This is a genomic window from Hydrogenophaga sp. (genome assembly GCF_030656115.1).
Lineage (GTDB): Bacteria > Pseudomonadota > Gammaproteobacteria > Burkholderiales > Burkholderiaceae_C > Hydrogenophaga.
This window is the reverse complement of record NZ_JAUSOO010000046.1, coordinates 1-16,144: the sequence shown is the minus strand read 5'-3', so window position 1 is coordinate 16,144 and position 16,144 is coordinate 1. Positions and strand designations below refer to the sequence as shown.

The 16,144-nt window shown below is 63.1% G+C and carries 12 protein-coding genes; 11 read left to right on the top strand and 1 reads right to left on the bottom strand.

Annotation, left to right across the window (positions count from 1 at the left end; all coding sequences use genetic code 11):
• Positions 1–244: SEC-C metal-binding domain-containing protein (locus Q7J58_RS06480; protein ID WP_304825080.1), on the top strand; the 244-nt coding region annotated here is incomplete at its 5' end.
• A 32-nt stretch (positions 245–276) separates the two neighbouring features.
• Here Q7J58_RS06480 and Q7J58_RS06475 read toward each other — a convergent pair.
• A complete protein-coding gene (locus tag Q7J58_RS06475; protein ID WP_304825078.1) occupies positions 277–507 on the bottom strand; it encodes a hypothetical protein in 231 nt (76 codons plus the stop codon).
• 396 nt (positions 508–903) lie between these two features.
• On the opposite strand from Q7J58_RS06475, the gene Q7J58_RS06470 reads away from it, so the two are divergent.
• The 10 genes from Q7J58_RS06470 (at position 904) to bktB (ending at position 15,768) form a co-directional block, all read left to right on the top strand.
• Positions 904–1,944, top strand: coding sequence for a zinc-dependent alcohol dehydrogenase family protein (locus Q7J58_RS06470; protein ID WP_304825075.1), 1,041 nt, complete (start codon positions 904–906; stop codon positions 1,942–1,944).
• Positions 1,945–2,183: 239 nt separating this feature from the next.
• Positions 2,184–4,196 carry a sigma-54-dependent Fis family transcriptional regulator gene (locus Q7J58_RS06465; protein ID WP_304825071.1) on the top strand — a complete coding sequence of 671 codons (2,013 nt, stop codon included), beginning with the start codon at positions 2,184–2,186 and terminating at the stop codon, positions 4,194–4,196.
• A 376-nt stretch (positions 4,197–4,572) separates the two neighbouring features.
• Positions 4,573–6,510: a hydantoinase/oxoprolinase family protein gene (locus tag Q7J58_RS06460; protein WP_304825069.1), complete on the top strand. Its 1,938-nt coding sequence runs from the start codon at positions 4,573–4,575 to the stop codon at positions 6,508–6,510.
• Between the two features lie 4 nt (positions 6,511–6,514).
• Complete coding sequence (locus Q7J58_RS06455) at positions 6,515–6,913, top strand: acetone carboxylase subunit gamma (protein ID WP_304825067.1); 399 nt, start codon at positions 6,515–6,517, stop codon at positions 6,911–6,913.
• A gap of 137 nt (positions 6,914–7,050) precedes the next feature.
• The gene (locus Q7J58_RS06450; protein ID WP_304825064.1) at positions 7,051–9,186 is read left to right on the top strand and encodes a hydantoinase/oxoprolinase family protein; all 2,136 of its coding nucleotides are present in this window, start codon (positions 7,051–7,053) and stop codon (positions 9,184–9,186) included.
• A 43-nt stretch (positions 9,187–9,229) separates the two neighbouring features.
• A complete protein-coding gene (locus Q7J58_RS06445; protein ID WP_304825062.1) occupies positions 9,230–11,506 on the top strand; it encodes a hydantoinase B/oxoprolinase family protein in 2,277 nt (758 codons plus the stop codon).
• Complete coding sequence (locus tag Q7J58_RS06440) at positions 11,503–12,372, top strand: hypothetical protein (protein ID WP_304825061.1); 870 nt, start codon at positions 11,503–11,505, stop codon at positions 12,370–12,372. Before Q7J58_RS06445 ends, Q7J58_RS06440 begins: the two co-directional genes overlap by 4 nt.
• Positions 12,369–13,175 carry a ZIP family metal transporter gene (locus Q7J58_RS06435; RefSeq protein ID WP_304825059.1) on the top strand — a complete coding sequence of 269 codons (807 nt, stop codon included), beginning with the start codon at positions 12,369–12,371 and terminating at the stop codon, positions 13,173–13,175. The genes Q7J58_RS06440 and Q7J58_RS06435 overlap by 4 nt, the downstream gene beginning before the upstream one ends.
• A 20-nt stretch (positions 13,176–13,195) precedes the next feature.
• Positions 13,196–14,488: a GTP-binding protein gene (locus tag Q7J58_RS06430; RefSeq protein ID WP_304825057.1), complete on the top strand. Its 1,293-nt coding sequence runs from the start codon at positions 13,196–13,198 to the stop codon at positions 14,486–14,488.
• Between the two features lie 83 nt (positions 14,489–14,571).
• Positions 14,572–15,768: a beta-ketothiolase BktB gene (gene bktB / locus Q7J58_RS06425; protein ID WP_304825055.1), complete on the top strand. Its 1,197-nt coding sequence runs from the start codon at positions 14,572–14,574 to the stop codon at positions 15,766–15,768.
• The last annotated feature ends 376 nt before the right edge of the window (positions 15,769–16,144 follow it).

Below are 16,144 nucleotides of genomic sequence, written 5' to 3'. Positions count from 1 at the left end.
CACGCTGCCCGACACCGGCGCGCCCACCCTGCACGCCTACGAAGACCAGCAAGGCCCGCCCCGCGTGAGCGCGGCGCGCTTGAAGGCCGTGGGCGATGCGATCTGGGCCGTCTATAGCCTGCGCGAAACCTGGAAGAGCCTGGGGCCGCGCGTGGAGACGGTGAGACACGCGGCGGCCGCGCCGGGGCGCAACGATGCTTGCCCTTGCGGGAGTGGGAAGAAATTCAAGAAGTGCTGCGGCTGAGCGCGGGGTGCCTTCGCACAGCCCCGAGTCCGTCAGAAGATCAAATATTCGCTGGTGACGTTGCGCGTTGATCGCGCCTTCTGCTGTCGTCCAGAACAGAAAACCCGTGGCTGCGGCGGGATCTGGCCGGTCGATGCTCTCAAGGCCTGGCGCAAGAAAAAGCCGGAACTTTTCAATAAGCGTGTTTTATAAACAGGCGGAACTTGACAATGGTCGGTGGCCACATGGCCACGCGCAATCGGGTTTCCGGCATACAAGGCCACGCGGGTTTGCAGTTCGGCGCAACGGCTTGTCTGCGTAGGGTTGAGACAAGCCTGTCAGAGTCAGCGGGTGTTGCAAGACGCTAAACATCTCCATCCGAAAGGCCTACGTCCGAAATCGCGCCGCCGTCTCTAACTGAGTCGGTTACCTGTGCAAGGGCAGAAAATTTTCCATTGAAATCAAGCAACTACCGTAGTCTTGGCTTGAAGAACCTCTGGCCTGAAGCTTGCTGAATGAAGGGCGTGCGGACGACCGCACACACCAGTTCAACGCCACCCCTCGGGCGTTGCCCACAAGAGAAGACAAGAACCCCGACTGCGCCGATGTGTTGCTGGACATGCGATCAATGGGACCGCGCGGGATCGTTCACGTCTCTCGTACACAAGGAGCAAACCAGCATGAAAGCACTCGTATACGGCGGCCCTGGCAAGAAGTCCGTCATGGACGTACCAAAACCGGAGGTTGAGAACGCCACGGACGCCGTGGTCAAGATCCTTCACACCACGATCTGCGGCACCGACCTGCACATTCTCAAAGGCGATGTGCCCACCTGTCAGCACGGGACGGTGCTGGGGCATGAGGGCGTGGGGGTGATTGAGTCTTTGGGTTCCGCCGTGTCGAACTTCAAGGTGGGTGACCACGTGCTGATCTCCTGCATCAGCAGTTGTGGGCGCTGCGAATATTGCCGCCGCAGCATGTATTCGCATTGCACGTCTGGCGGCTGGCTGCTGGGGCACACCATCCATGGGACCCAGGCCGAGTACGTTCGCGTACCTCATGCCGACACCAGCATGTACCCGGTGCCACAAGGCGCCGATGAAGCGTCGCTGGTCATGTTGAGCGACATTCTGCCCACCGGCTTTGAGTGCGGCGTGCTCAACGGCAAGGTGGCGCCAGGTGGCACCGTGGCCATTGTGGGTGCTGGCCCGGTGGGGCTGGCTGCTTTGTTGACGGCACAGTTCTATTCGCCGGCACGCATCATCGTGGTGGATCTCGACGATGGTCGCCTTGAAATGGCCACCCGATTTGGCGCTACCGACGTGGTGAACAGTGGCCGGGAGTCGGCTGCCGAGGCGGTGAAGCGCTTGACGGAGGGCGTGGGCGTGGATACCGCGATCGAGGCGGTGGGCATTCCTGCGACCTTTGGTATTTGTCAGGAGATCGTGGCGCCGGGCGGCGTGATCGCCAACGTGGGCGTGCACGGCAGCAAGGTCGACCTGCATCTCGAAACGCTCTGGATGCAGAACATCGCCATCACCACCCGGCTGGTCGATACGCAGACCACATCCATGCTGCTCAAAACCGTGGTGGCCAAGAAGCTCGACCCATCCGGGCTGATCACCCACCGCTTCACCCTGAACCAGATGATGGAGGTGTACGACACCTTTGCCAGAGCGGCCCAGACCAAGGCCCTCAAGGTGGTGATTTCCGCGGGATGAGGTCGTTGCGATCGTGAGTTGATCGTCCGATAATCGAACGCCGTCCGACCGGTTCTGGGTCGGACGGCGCCAGGCGAACTGGCTCGGGGGCAGGCTGCAGTGCGCATGCATGGCAGTGTGGCTCCCGGGCTTTCGTGCTTGGAGCGAATATTGCTTTGAAGGGTGTCCGGCACTTGGTGCAGACAGCCTGAGTGGAGCGGCAAGAACACACAAGCGCGACCACAGCGCAGGAGACAAGCATGCCCAATGCAGAACAGATGTTCTCTCGGCCCGAGAACGACCGGCGCGTGATGCTGGCCTGGGAACGATTCCAGCAGGATCCCTCGACCGACCCCGGTGGCCTGCGTTCGTTGATTGACGATTCCTGGCGCCGCTGCCAGCTCGCCAGCGTGGATCCGGGTCAAGCGCAGGCACCCATCACCATTTCGGGCGGCAAGCTCTACCAGTTGCGCGACCAGTGTGCGGAATTGCTGGGCGCCAGCACGCCGGTGATGGCGCAAGCGCGCACTTTCCTGTCCGAGACCGGTACGGTGATGGTGCTGACCGACACCCATGGCACCGTGCTCAGCATGGAGGGTGACCCCCGCACGTTGGGTGCGGCAGAAAACGTGCACCTGCTCGCTGGCGCTAATTGGAGCGAAAGCGCCTCCGGAACCAACGCGATTGGTACCACGCTGTCGGTTGGGCAACCGGTGCAGATTCATTCAGCCGAACACTATTGCGAGGGTATCAAGCGCTGGTCTTGCTCGGCCACCGTGATCCGGGACTCGCTGGATGGGATGCCGCTCGGTTCGATTGATGTTTCGGGGCTCACCGACTCCTACAGCCGACACACCCTGGCGCTGGTGGTGTCCACCGCCGCGCGCATTGAAAGCCGGCTGGCCCAGACGGAGCTGGACCTGCGCTACAGCCTGCTGGAGGCCTGCGTGCACCTGATGAACGATCAGAACAGCGATGGCGTCATCCTGTTTGACCGCCGCGGCCGAGCGATCAAGGCCAACCACCAGGCCGCCGAGATGCTGATCGAGCTGGAGCGCTCCAACGTCGGCCTGTCTGGATTGCGTCTGCCCGACATCCGCATCATCGGTGACGACCAGTCGCTGGTGCTGCCCCAGTGGGCTCAGCGCGACCACCTGGAGCCGGTGCTGGTGGAGGGCAAGCAGGTCGGTGCCTTGTTGACGATGCCCAATCGGCAACGGACAAAAAGTGTGTTTGTCTCGCTGCCGTCGATGCCGATCGAGGACCTGGACACGTCGTTTGAGCGGGTGGTTGGTGTATCGGCCGCCATCCGGAGCACGGTCTCTCGCGCGCGTCAGTTGGCCAAGTCGCGGGTTCCGGTGCTGTTGACCGGGGAGACCGGCGTCGGCAAGGAGGTGTTCGCACGCGGTATTCATGAAGCCCATTCAAACCCCGGTGCGCCGTTCGTGGCGCTCAACTGCGGAGGCTTTTCGCGCGAGTTGCTGAGCAGCGAGCTGTTTGGCCACGCCGAGGGTTCGTTCACCGGTGCCAAACGCGGCGGCATGATCGGCAAGATCGAAGCCGCCAATGGCGGCACCTTGTTTCTCGACGAGATCGGTGAGATGCCGATGGATCTGCAGCCCAACTTCTTGCGTGTGCTGGAGGAAGGCGAGGTGTACCGGCTGGGTGAGAACAAGCCTCGAAAAGTGAGTTTCCGCCTGGTTGCAGCGACCCACCGGGATTTGCGCAAGGAAATCCGCGATGGCAACTTCCGCATGGACCTGTTCTACCGCATCGCGGTAACCAGCATCCACATTCCGCCGTTGCGTGAACGGCAGGAAGACATTCCCTTGCTTTTTCAGCACTACGTCAAACAGATGTCCAGGCAGCACGGACTGGGTTTGAAGGAAGTGAGGCCCGGTGTCATGAACGCCTTGCAGCAGTATGGGTGGCCGGGCAATGTGCGCGAGTTCCGCAACGCGGTCGAGAGCATGTTGCTGACCGCGCCGGGCTCTGTGATCACCGAAGGGGATCTACCCCCGGAGCTCCTGCACATGGCACACGTGGCGGCGCAACCGGCCGCGGTCGATGGCGACCCGCATGCGCGCGATCTGACACGCCTGGAAGTCGCCGAGCGGGAAGCCCTGGTCGGCGCAATGCGCCAGTGTCTGGGCAACATGACGGCGGTGGCGCGTCACCTGGGCATTGCCAAGAGCACCGTGTACCTCAAGCTCAAACGATTCGGACTCGAAGCGCTGGTGGACGAACTGCGCGCGCAGTCCGCCTTGTCCTGAGCCTGCAACGAGCGCGCGCGCCGAGCAACTGATCCTTCATCCCCACGCCCGGCACAAGAAGTGGCCCGGCTGTCCAGCGTTTGACCTCCAGCGAGGCAGCGCCAGACAGCCGGGCCTTCGTCTTTTTGGGCGACTGAAATGCTGCGACGCAGCACGTCCGCCACCGCACGGTTGTCCGACTTGAAATCGGACGGTGCGGCCTGTGGATGGTTCCTGAAGTTTGGAAAATACCTTTTTAAATCAAACACTTAAAAATTTTTTCTTTCTTCTCCAGACCTGGCACGGCTCTCGCAACAAGACTTGCGCGAAATTCAACCAGGCCGCTGTGGCCAGCGGTGACGAGGATCGCTAGATCAACACCAGGAGATGACACGACATGGCATTGCAAATCAACATAGATAACGGTGGGACCCTGACCGATATCTGCATATTAGATGACACGGGGGTCCGAAAAACGAAGGTGCTGACCACGCCGTACGACTTGAGCAAGTGCTTTTTTGAAGGCCTGCAAAAAGCGTCCGGCGTGATCTACGGCCAGACGGATGTGAAGCGGCTTCTCGAAGAAGTTGATCTGATCCGGTACTCCACGACGCAGGGCACCAACGCGATCTGCGAGCGCAAGGGGCCCCGCCTGGGTCTGATCATCGACGCCCAGTCGCGTGACCTGCCTGTGCGCCTGGCTGAGCACGATCCGGAAGTGTTCGATGTGTTGGTGGGCGACCGTGTGGTGTTCCTCGACTCTGCGACCGTGATGGGCGATACCGCCGAGGTGGACGTGGTGAAGGCGATCAACCACCTCACGGCCACCGGCGCCAACCGGCTGGTGGTCAGCTTTGGTGGCGTCGATTTCCTGGCGGTGGAAGACCGTTTCAAGAAGATCGCCTTGCGCAAGTACCCACGCCACCTGCTGGGTGCCGTACCCATCCTGTACGGGAGCGACCTGACGGCCGACCGGGATACCGTGCGGCGCACGTGGACGGCGGTCATCAACTCCTTCCTGCACCCCGCCATGGAGGCCTTCCTGTTCAACGCGGAGGGCCGGCTGCGCGAGTACCGGACCAAGAACCCGCTGCTGATCTTTCGCAACGACGGAGACGCCTCCCGCGTGGCCAAAACGGTGGCGATCAACACCTACAGCTCGGGTCCGCGCGGGGGCATGGAAGGTGTCAAGGCCTTCTCCAGGCTGTACGGCTTCACCGACAGCGTGTCCATCGACGTGGGCGGCACCACGACCGACATCGGTCAATACCTCAACGGCACGGTGGCCGAGGTGCGGCGCGGTCACGTGGAGGGCATCAGCGTGTCCTTCCCACTGTGCGAAATCATGAGTGCGGGTGCCGGCGGGAGTTCGATCTTTCGCGTTGTGAACAACCACATCACCATCGGGCCGGACAGTGTGGGCGCTGTGCCCGGGCCGGCCTGCTTCGGCCGTGGCGGCAAGGAAGCAACCATCACCGACGCGGGTTTGCTGTGCGGTCTGTTCGATCCGAAGTCCTACTTCGGTGGGGGCATGACGCTGGACGTCGAGCGCGCCACCAATGCCGTGAACACCAACATCGCCGAACCCCTGCGACTGAAGCTGGACGATGCCTTGCTGCAGATGGAACACGCCTACGAGGAAAAGATTGCCGTGGAGCTGCACCGCTTCACCAAGATTTCCAAAGACACCGTGATGCTGGCCTTTGGTGGCGCAGGACCACTCAACGCCTGCGGTGTGGCCGAAAAAGCGGGCATCGACCAAGTGGCCATTCCGCAGATGGCTGCCGTTTTCAGCGCCTATGGCATTGGCTCCTGTGATGTGTCGCAGCGCTACACCGTGATGCTGGAGCAGCACGACACGGCCAGTCTGAAGGACGCGCTGGATGCGTTGAAAGTGAAGGCCTCGCGCGACATGTACGCCGAAGGCTACGAAGCGGGCAACTACGCCATGGAGGCGCGCCTGGTGGCGGATTTCGGCAACGGCAGGGAAGAGACCCAGACCCTGGACGATGAACCGGTGTTCCCGGCCGCCTTTGACAAGGCGGGCACGGTCGAACTGGAACTCAAGGCCGTCAAGTCCTTGCGCACCGAAGGCGCCAAGAAGGCGAGTTTTACGCGGGGCAAGCCAGCGGTCTCGGTCGGCATTCGCAATGTGCTGACCCGAGGCATGGGCCGCGTTGATGTGCCGGTCTACCAGCTGGCTCTACTCCAGAAGGGTGACTGGGCGATAGGCCCGGCCATTCTCGAAGAAGACTTTTTCACCTGCCGTGTGCTCGATGGCTGGGCCTTTGTGGTCAGCGATGCCGGCGATGTTTTGCTCAACCGGAAGGGCTGATCCCATGAAAGTTCTGATGACCGAATACCTCCAGATCGACCTGGAGACCGAAAACTGGGAGTGCCGCGTCTGCGGTCACGTGATTGGCTCGGCCCAGGAGGCCTACAAGGAAGGCCTGCTGGTGCACAACCGCGATCCGCGCGACATCCACCCGCCCATCATTGACCCGGAAAAGTACCGCTTCACCTTCAGCCCAGACCCCGAGTGGGTTCGCATTCTGGAGTACTGCTGCCCCGGTTGCGGCACCCAGGTCGAAACCGAATACGCCGTCCCGGGCCATCCGCCGCTGCACGACATGCAGCCCGACCTGCCGGCGCTCAAGGCCCAGTGGGCCCGACGCGGTGAGCTGAAGGAAGCCGTGGTCGGTCAGGCCGTGGCCATGGAGTCGGGCCACAAGCACTGACGCGCAGCCCGTGACGGTGTCCGCACCGTCCAGACAAGAAGAACCCGACCGGCTGGGCAAGCCGCAACACAGGCGTGGGCATTGGCCCACCGCCGGGGTGGCGCTCGCCGGTATTCATACCCATTTGAGGAGATAGCATGAGGCGTGTATCTGTCGATATCGGTGGAACGTTCACCGACTGTTTTGTGGTCTGGGATGGCCAGTACATCGAGGCCAAGGCCCTGACCACCCACCACAACCTGGCGCTCGGCTTCAATGAAGCCCTGGGCAAGGCCTGCAAAGTGCTGAAGGTCGAGCTGGAGGACATCCTGTCCGGCGTGGACTCGGTGCGCTACGCCACCACGTTGGGCACCAATGCCCTGATCGAGCACAAAGGGCCGAAGATCGGCATGCTGGTGACGGCAGGCTTTGAAGCCACGGTGCCGTTGAGCCGGGCTCGTGGCTATGGCGAAGGCCTGGACAACCTGGGCCAGCAGGACATGCCCAACGCCCAGCGCCCGGACCCGCTGGTGATGCCGCACATGATCCGCGGTGTGCGTGAGCGCCTCGACTTTCAGGGCAAGCTGGTGATGCCGCTGGACGAGGAGGACGTGCGCACCCAGATCCGTTCGCTGGTGGACAAGGGCGCCGAGATCATCGTGGTGGCGCTGGTCAATGCGGTGGTCAACCCCTTGCACGAACAGCGCATCGAGGAAATCCTGCTGGAGGAATACCCGTCGCACTTGCTGGGCGCGATTCCGGTCATCCTGTCGCACCAGGTGGCGGGTCGCAAGGGCGAATATGTGAGAGCCACCTCCGCCATCGTCGACGGCTACCTGCACTCGACCATGTACCACGCGCTCTCTGCGCTGGAACAGAACCTGCGCGCGCACCGCTACGACAAGCCGATGCTGGTGATCCACAACTCGGGCGGCATGGCGCAGCTCAATTCCACCGACGCACTGCAGACCATCCACTCCGGCCCGGTCTCGGGCATCGGGGCGTCCGAACACCTGGCCATGCAGACCGGTCTGGGCAACGTGGTGGCCACCGACATGGGGGGCACCAGCTACGACATCGGCATCGTGGTGGACGGCGGGGTCAAGCACTACGACTTCAACCCGGTGATCGACCGCTGGCTGGTGTCTGTGCCCATGGTGCACCTGGTGACGCTGGGTGCGGGCGGTGGCTCGGTGGCCACCTACGACCGCATGTACAACACCGTCAAGTGCGGTCCGGAGTCGGCGGGTTCGGACCCCGGACCGGCCTGCTACGACCGCGGGGGCATGAAGCCGACCGTGACCGATGCCGACCTGTTGCTGGGCTATCTGGATGCCAAGAACTACGCGGGCGGCTCGATCCCGCTGAACCCGCGCCGTGCCAAGGCGGCCATCGAAGACACGTTGTGCGATGACCTGGACTGCGACGTGATCGAGGCCGCGCTGCTGATCCGCGAGAAGGTCGATGACAACATGGCCAACGGTCTGTTCACCGAACTGCGCGCCCGTGGCTACGACCCCAAGGACTTCACCATGCTGGCCTATGGCGGCAACGGCCCGCTGCACTGCTGTGGCATTGCGCAGAACCTGTCGATCGACAAGATCCTGGCGCCACCCCTGTCCTCGGTGTTCTCCGCGGTGGGCGCTGGCAACATGCACCAGCTGCACATCCACGAGCAGTCGCTCTACATGGTGTTGTACGACTCGAACACGCGCCACCTGTTCGACGACTACGACCGCTTCAACAGCATCGTGGCCGAGTTGAAGGAACTGGGCACGCAGGACTTGTTGCGTCAGGGCATGACACGGGAAGACATCTGCCACAACCTGGAGCTGGACATGCGCTACGGCAACCAGCTGGTGCAGACCACGGCCGTGATTCCCAAACACGACGTGAACGGTCCGGCGGATGTGCTGGCCCTGATCTCGCAGTTCTCCAACGACTACGGCAAGCGCTTCGGCGAGGGCTCGCAGGCGCCGGAAGCGGGTATCCGCATCAACACCATCCGGGTGGCGGCCTTTGTGCGCCACGAGACGGTGCAGTTCGAAGACATCAAGCCCGTGCCACCGGAGAAGCGCAAGTCACCACCGACACCCGCCAGCACACGCAAGTGCCACTTCGTGGGCCACAAGGAAGCCTTCGACACCCCCGTCTGGGACCGAGCCGCCATCGAACCGGGTGTGCAGATCCCGGGGCCGGCCATCGTCGCGTCCGAAGTCACGACCTTCCTGGTGAACCCGGGCTGGAACTTCGTCGCCGCGCGCCAGGGAGCGTCCTGGTTCCTGCGCGCCTGAGCGCCCATCGCCCCATCGATCAACGAATTTGAAGGACAGAACCATGAGCGATCTGAACCAGCCCATCCGGGCCAAGACACCGAGCGCCGAAGAAGTTGCGCTGATCAGCAAGTTTCTCAACGACACCACCCTGTTTCTCGGGCCCGACCCCGAGATCATGCAGAACCACGACCTGATGCCCCGTACCCCAGAGGAGGATGCTGCGGTCCGCCAGGTGAACGATGCGCACGTCATCGCCAAGATCCGCGACCGGCTGCAGGCCGGCTGCGATGAAGGCTACGAGATGGTGGAGCAGATGGGCGCCGCGCCCGGCGCCAAATGGGGTGATGTGATCACCGGTGTCTATTCGGCCTCAGGCGACCTGGCCATTGCCAGTGCCGGCGGCGTGCTGATCTTCTCGGCCCTGGTGCACCACCCGATCAAGTTCATCATCAAGAACTGGATCAACGACCCCACCGTGGGCGTGCGCGAGGGCGACGGCTTCATCCACAACGACTCGCGCTACGGCAACGTGCACAACACCGACCAGAGCATGATCGTGCCCATCTTCCACGAGGGCAAGCTGGTGTGCTGGGTGGCCTCGACCGTGCACGAAGGTGAGAACGGCGCGATCGAGCCGGGCGGCATGCCGTCCATGGCCGAGAGCCCGTGCGACGAGGGTCTGAAGATGTCGCCATTCAAGGTGGTCGAGAACTACCAGATCAAACGCGATGTGCTGACCTTCCTGCAGAACTCGGTGCGTGAGCCCAAGCTGCAATACGAGGACATGAAGGTCAAGCTGTTCGCCTGCCTGCGCATCAAGCAGCGGATTGAAGAAACACTCAACACCGACGGTCCCCAGGCCCTGGTGTCCACCCTGCGCCTGACGATGGAGAACGTGCGCGCCGAGGTCAAGCGCCGCATCAGCGAATGGCCCGACATGACGGTTCGCACCTACATCATTCAGGACTCGACCCTGCGCGAGAACTGTCTGGTGAAGATCAACTGCAAGCTCACCAAGACCGGGGACCGGCTGATCTTCGACTTCCGCGGATCCAGCCCGGAGTTCACCAACCGCGCCACCAACACCATCGTGGCCGGCCTCAAGGGCATGCTGGCACAGGTGTTCCTGTGCTACGTGTGGCCGGACCTGCCACGCGGCCAGGCGGCGTTTGCCCCCATCGAAGTGATCACCGATCCGCACTCGATCGTCAATTGCTCCTACGACGCGCCCAACTCCCAGAGCCTGATGTCGATCTTCACCGGCTTCACCGCCGGCCAGCACGCGGTGGCGAAGTTCCTGTACAGCTGCCCCGAGAAGTACACCAAGGTCCATGCGCCGACCTTCAACATGATCAACACCTTCATCTGGGGTGGGGTCAGCCAGCATGGTGAAACGCTGGGCAACCTGTGTGCCGACCTCAACGGCATGGGTGCGGGCGCCACCGTGGACCGAGACGGTGAGCACGCGCTGGCGCCGATCTTCGCCACCATGGCCGACATCGGCGAGCAGGAGCTCAACGAAGAGGAAGTGCCCTTCCTGCAACTCGTCTCCAAGAAAATGACGCGCGATGCCATCGCCCCGGGCAAGTACCGCGGCGGTCAGGGCTACACCATGATGGTGGCCACCAAGGACAGCGAGCAGTGGGGCTTCATGACGGTGTGCCAGGGCGCGAAGTTCCCGCCCATCCAGGGTCTGTTCGGCGGCTACGCCTGCGGCGCCTATCCGCTGTGCAAGATCGAGGGGGTGGACGTGTACGACGTGCTGCTCAACGAACCGCACAAGTTCAAGCACTCGATCGAAGAGCTCATGAACGAGCGCCCCTTTGAAGGGGCCCGTTACACCACCCACCACATGGGCATGGGCTTCGAGATCTCCAAGCGCGGCGAACTGTTCATGATTTCACAGGGCGCTGGTGCCGGTTACGGTGACCTGCTGGAGCGCGATCCCGCGGGTGTGATCAAGGACATCGAAGACGGTCTGATGTCGCCCGGCGTGGCCGAGCGCCTTTACAAAGTCAAGTTCGATCCGGTCACGCTGGCGGTGAACCAGGAGGCCACGCAAGCGGCGCGCGATGCCGAGCGCAAGGCGCGCATCGCGCGCAGCGTTCCCTTCAAGGAGTTCGTCAAGACCTGGAACCAGCCCAAGCCGCCGTCGAACATGCAGTACTTCGGCTGCTGGGGTGACGACGTCGACACGCTCTACGTGGGAAGTCCTGACATCACGCGCAAGGCCAACGAACCCAAGCCCAACTACATGCGACACCCGAAGGATGTCCGTATCGAAGCGCTGGAAGCCCGACTGGCCGCCGCGGGTGTTTTGCAGGACGAGAAGCAATGAGCACGCTGGCTGAGTTGCTGCCGCACTCAGCCGGTGCGGGCGCTGTGCGGGTATGGCTGAAGTCTTCGGCCTACACACGGCGCCTGCTGCTCGGCTCGGAGCAGGCCGATCCCTGGGAGAGCGCGGCCGGCTATCTGGCCTACTTCGTCCAGGCCCATGGCCTGCTGCGGCCCGACGTGGCGGTGGTCGAAGTGGGTGAGCTGATCGATGCCTGGTGCGTTCGCGATGGTGGCCTGGCGGCCCGTCTGGGCAACCGCCGCCGACCAGCGACGGCCTTGCGCAAGTTGCTGGAATCGGAAGCCCCAAAGGCCGTGTTGGCCGAGGTGGTGACGGCCGTGCTGTCACACCTGCGGGGTCAAACCCCGTTGGTGCTGTCCATGCCCTCGCCGCGCGCCTGGCTGTTGCACGCCAACCGAATGGCCGGTGGTACCGACGACGAGATCGACGCGGACACGGTGGAGGACGCGGCCATGTACGTGGCCGACCTCATCCGTTCCGTCTCCGCGTTCCCGGTGGCCGGTTTGCTGCTGGAGGAACAACGGGATGACCGGGCGTTGGAGGCTGCGCACATCGACCGCTACCGATCCGTGCTCAATGTCGCGGGGCACTACCGCTGGTCGACAGTCCTGCGTCTGCCGCAGGGCATTCGCATGGCACCGGAGACCTTTGACGGGCTTGCTGCGGTGATTGGCGATGCGGATCCTGGTCAGACCGCCTTCGGGCGTGACGACAGCGCGGCATTTGCCCTGGGGGTGTCGGTGGCGCCACTCGCACCGAATCAGTTCCATTTTGTTGAAATTGACCCGAGGCAGCAACCTGAGGCTGTGCTGGAACACTTGGCACGCTTGCGTGCCCGCACCACATGACACCGCTGACCTGGTGTCTGCTAGCCACGTTGGTGGGCGGCGCCTTGTCCGCCGGCGTGGCGCTGCTGACCACCGCATCCATGAGTCGGCGCACGTTGTCCCGGCTGGTCAGCTACGCCACGGGGGCACTGCTTGCGGCCGCCTTCTTCAACGTGCTGCCTGAAGCCATTCATGAATCGGGTGATGCACAAGAGACCACCAGTCTGGTGCTGGTTGGCATCGTTGCCTTTTTCCTGCTCGAAAAGCTCGTTATCTGGCGCCATGACCATGGCCCGCTTTCGACCTGGACCGGCAGCGTGGACGGACATCACCACGCCCATGGCGATGCCGAGGTCCGGCGAGGGGGGCTGTTGATGATGCTGGGCGACACCTTCCACAACGTTGTCGACGGCATCCTGGTGGCAGCCGCCTTCCAGCAGGATGTGGCGCTGGGCCTGGTGACCTCAGTGGCCATCGTGGCCCACGAGATTCCCCAGGAGCTGGGTGATTTTGCCGTGCTGCTGCATTCGGGTTTCAGTCGCCGCCGCGCACTGGTCTTCAACCTGCTGTCCAGCCTGGCCATGACACTGAGCGCGGCGCTGGCCTGGTTGGCCTTGCCTTTGATGGATGGCGCCGTACCGGTGTGCCTGGCACTGGCCTGCGCCAGCATGACCTATGTGGCCATGGCGGACTTGATCCCCAGCCTGCACCGTCACCCGAGCCTGGGCTCCACGTTGGAGCAGCTTGCGCTCATGGGCGCAGGAATGGTATCGGTCGCGGGTGCGCACGGGTTGCTGGAACTCGTGGGTGTGCATGGATATTGACCAACGCTGGAGCGAACCTTATGAACACAATCTCTGAAATCGATTTCCGCACCCCACAGGGTCCTGTTGGCCGCATTCCCGTCACGCTGCTGACCGGCTTTCTGGGTGCCGGCAAGACCACCTTGCTCAATCACTGGATGCACCAGCCCGGCATGGCAGGCGTGGCGGTTCTGGTCAATGAATTTGGGGAGGTCGGCATCGACCACCACCTCGTCGATGCCGTCAGTGACCAGATGCTGTTGCTGGACTCCGGCTGCCTGTGCTGCACCGTTCAAGGGGATCTGGTTGCCGCATTCCGCAAGCTGTCCGACCGCATGGCCCGCGGCGAGATCGCTCCTATTTCGCGTGTGGTGATTGAAACCACGGGATTGGCAGACCCGGTGCCTGTGCTGTACACGTTGATGGAGGAGCCCTTTGTCTGCGCCCGGTATCTGTGCGACACCGTGATCGCTGCGGTATCGGCAACACAGGGGCTGCAGCAACTCGATCAACATCCGGAATGCCAGCGCCAGGTGGTGGCTGCCGATCGGTTGTTGATCACCAAATGCGACCAGGCCACGTCAACCCAACGGGCCCAACTGGAAGAAGCGTTGTCGACGCACAATCCGCAGGCCGAACGGGTGGCTGTGCGCCACGGTTTTGCCGATCTCAGCACACTGATGGCATCGGGAGGTGTCTACGGCCGTGCGGACGTGGCGTCGAGCCTGCAGGCCTGGCTTGGCACTGAAATCGCACGGCATGGCCCATCGGGCCTTTTTGCGCTGGATCACACCGCCAACGACCAGGGCAACGGCGACGGCCACTACCTGCGAAGTCCTCGCCGCCGCAACCACCACTCAGCGCGCGTGCGGAGTTTCGTCATCGCATTTGATCGTCCGGTCTCTTGGCTGGGGTTCTCCCTGGCCATGGGCCATGTCCTGCGCGCGTATGCCACCAACTTGCTGCGTGTCAAAGGTCTGATGCGCGTGGCGGGTGATGAGGCACACCCGCGGGTGGTGCAGTGCGTGCAGGACGTGGCCTATCCCCCGGTGCGTCTGGCCGCCTGGCCACGTGACAGCGCATTTGACGACGGCCACAGCCGTCTGGTGTTCATCGCCCGAGACCTGGCGCCCGAGCAGGAGGCTTCCGTCCGGGCGTTGCTCATCGACTTCGCGAGCAACACGGCGGCACTGCGTGCCAGCGCCACGGACTGGGGGTTGCCCACGCGTTGCTGGCTCAGCCAGCGCGCTCCGATCCGATCGGCCACGGGCATTGAGCACGAAGGATGGGAGATTCAGGCCCGGCGCTTTCGTTTGCAAGGTGCCGGCCAGTAGGGCAGCAGGTACCCGAAATGGCTGTGTTGAGAAAAGCCCTGTTCGAAGTCCGAGCTATGCAAAATTTGAGAAATGAGTTCCGTATGAGCAAAAAAACAAACCCCCGTGAAGTCGTCGTCGTCAGCGCAGCCCGTACCGCCATCGGTACCTTTGGCGGCAGCCTGAAAGACATACCCCCCACCGAACTTGGCGCGCTGGTTGTCAAGGAAACGCTGGCCCGCTCCCAGCTTGATGGCCAGGACGTGGGCCATGTGGTGTTCGGCCATGTGGTCAACACGGAACCGAAAGACATGTACCTCTCTCGGCTCGCGGCCGTCAACGGTGGCTGCGACGAAGGCACCCCGGCCTTCAACGTGAACCGCCTGTGTGGTTCGGGCTTGCAGGCCATTGTCTCGGCCGCGCAGTCCATTCTGCTGGGCGACACGGATATTGCCATTGGCGGTGGGGCTGAATGCTTGAGCCGCTCCCCGTTTGCATCGCTCAACATGCGTTGGGGCGCCCGCATGGGGGACACCAAAATGGTGGACATGATGGTCGGCGCGCTGAACGACCCGTTTCACACCATCCACATGGGTGTGACGGCCGAGAACATCGCCGCCAAGTGGGGCATCACCCGCGAAGACCAGGACCGACTGGCCGTGGAAAGCCACAACCGCGCCCAACGCGCCACGGAAGAGGGCCGCTTCAAGGAGCAGATCGTTCCGGTCATGGTCAAGAACCGCAAAGGTGAAGTGGCCTATGCCACCGACGAGCATTTCCGGCCCAACTGCGGCATGGAAGAGTTGGCCAAACTCAAGCCGGTGTTCGTGAAGGAAAACGGCACCGTGACCGCCGGCAACGCCTCGGGCATCAACGACGCTGCTGCGGCCGTGGTGTTGATGGAAGCCGGTGCGGCCAAGGCTCGCGGTTTGGCGCCCCTGGCGCGTCTGGTGGCCTACGCCCATGCCGGCGTGGATCCGAGGTACATGGGGATCGGTCCGGTACCGGCTTCGAAGCTGGCACTGCAGAGGGCAGGCCTGACGGTCAACGACCTGGATGTCATTGAAGCCAACGAAGCCTTCGCAGCCCAGGCCTGTGCCGTGATTCGAGACCTTGGCCTGGACCCGGCCAAGGTCAATCCCAACGGCTCCGGCATTTCACTCGGCCACCCCATCGGTGCCACCGGCGCGCTGATCACGGTGAAGGCGCTGTATGAACTGCAACGCATCAACGGTCGTTACGCGCTGGTGACGATGTGTATCGGCGGCGGACAGGGCATTGCGGCAATTTTCGAAAGATAGAAACTGACCCACCAACGAATCGCTCCAGACCAACGGCCGCGCGCGGTGGATCAGACACACGCCCTTCACCACCAAGGCGCAGCGCCGGTGCGGTCCGCCCGCTGGTGAACCGTGGCGTCCCAAGTGGCTGAAGCTACTGCCCCCTTTCTTGATCTCGACTGTGTGGATGTGACGGGCGCCCCAAGAGCTCCAGGCGCAGCAGTGGCGCGAGGCCGCGCTGAAGCGGCTGCGCGCGCTCACGCTGCCCGACACCGGCGCGCCCACCCTGCACGCCTACGAAGACCAGCAAGGCCCGCCCCGCGTGAGCGCGGCGCGCTTGAAGGCCGTGGGCGATGCGATCTGGGCCGTCTATAGCCTGCGCGAAACCTGGAAGAGC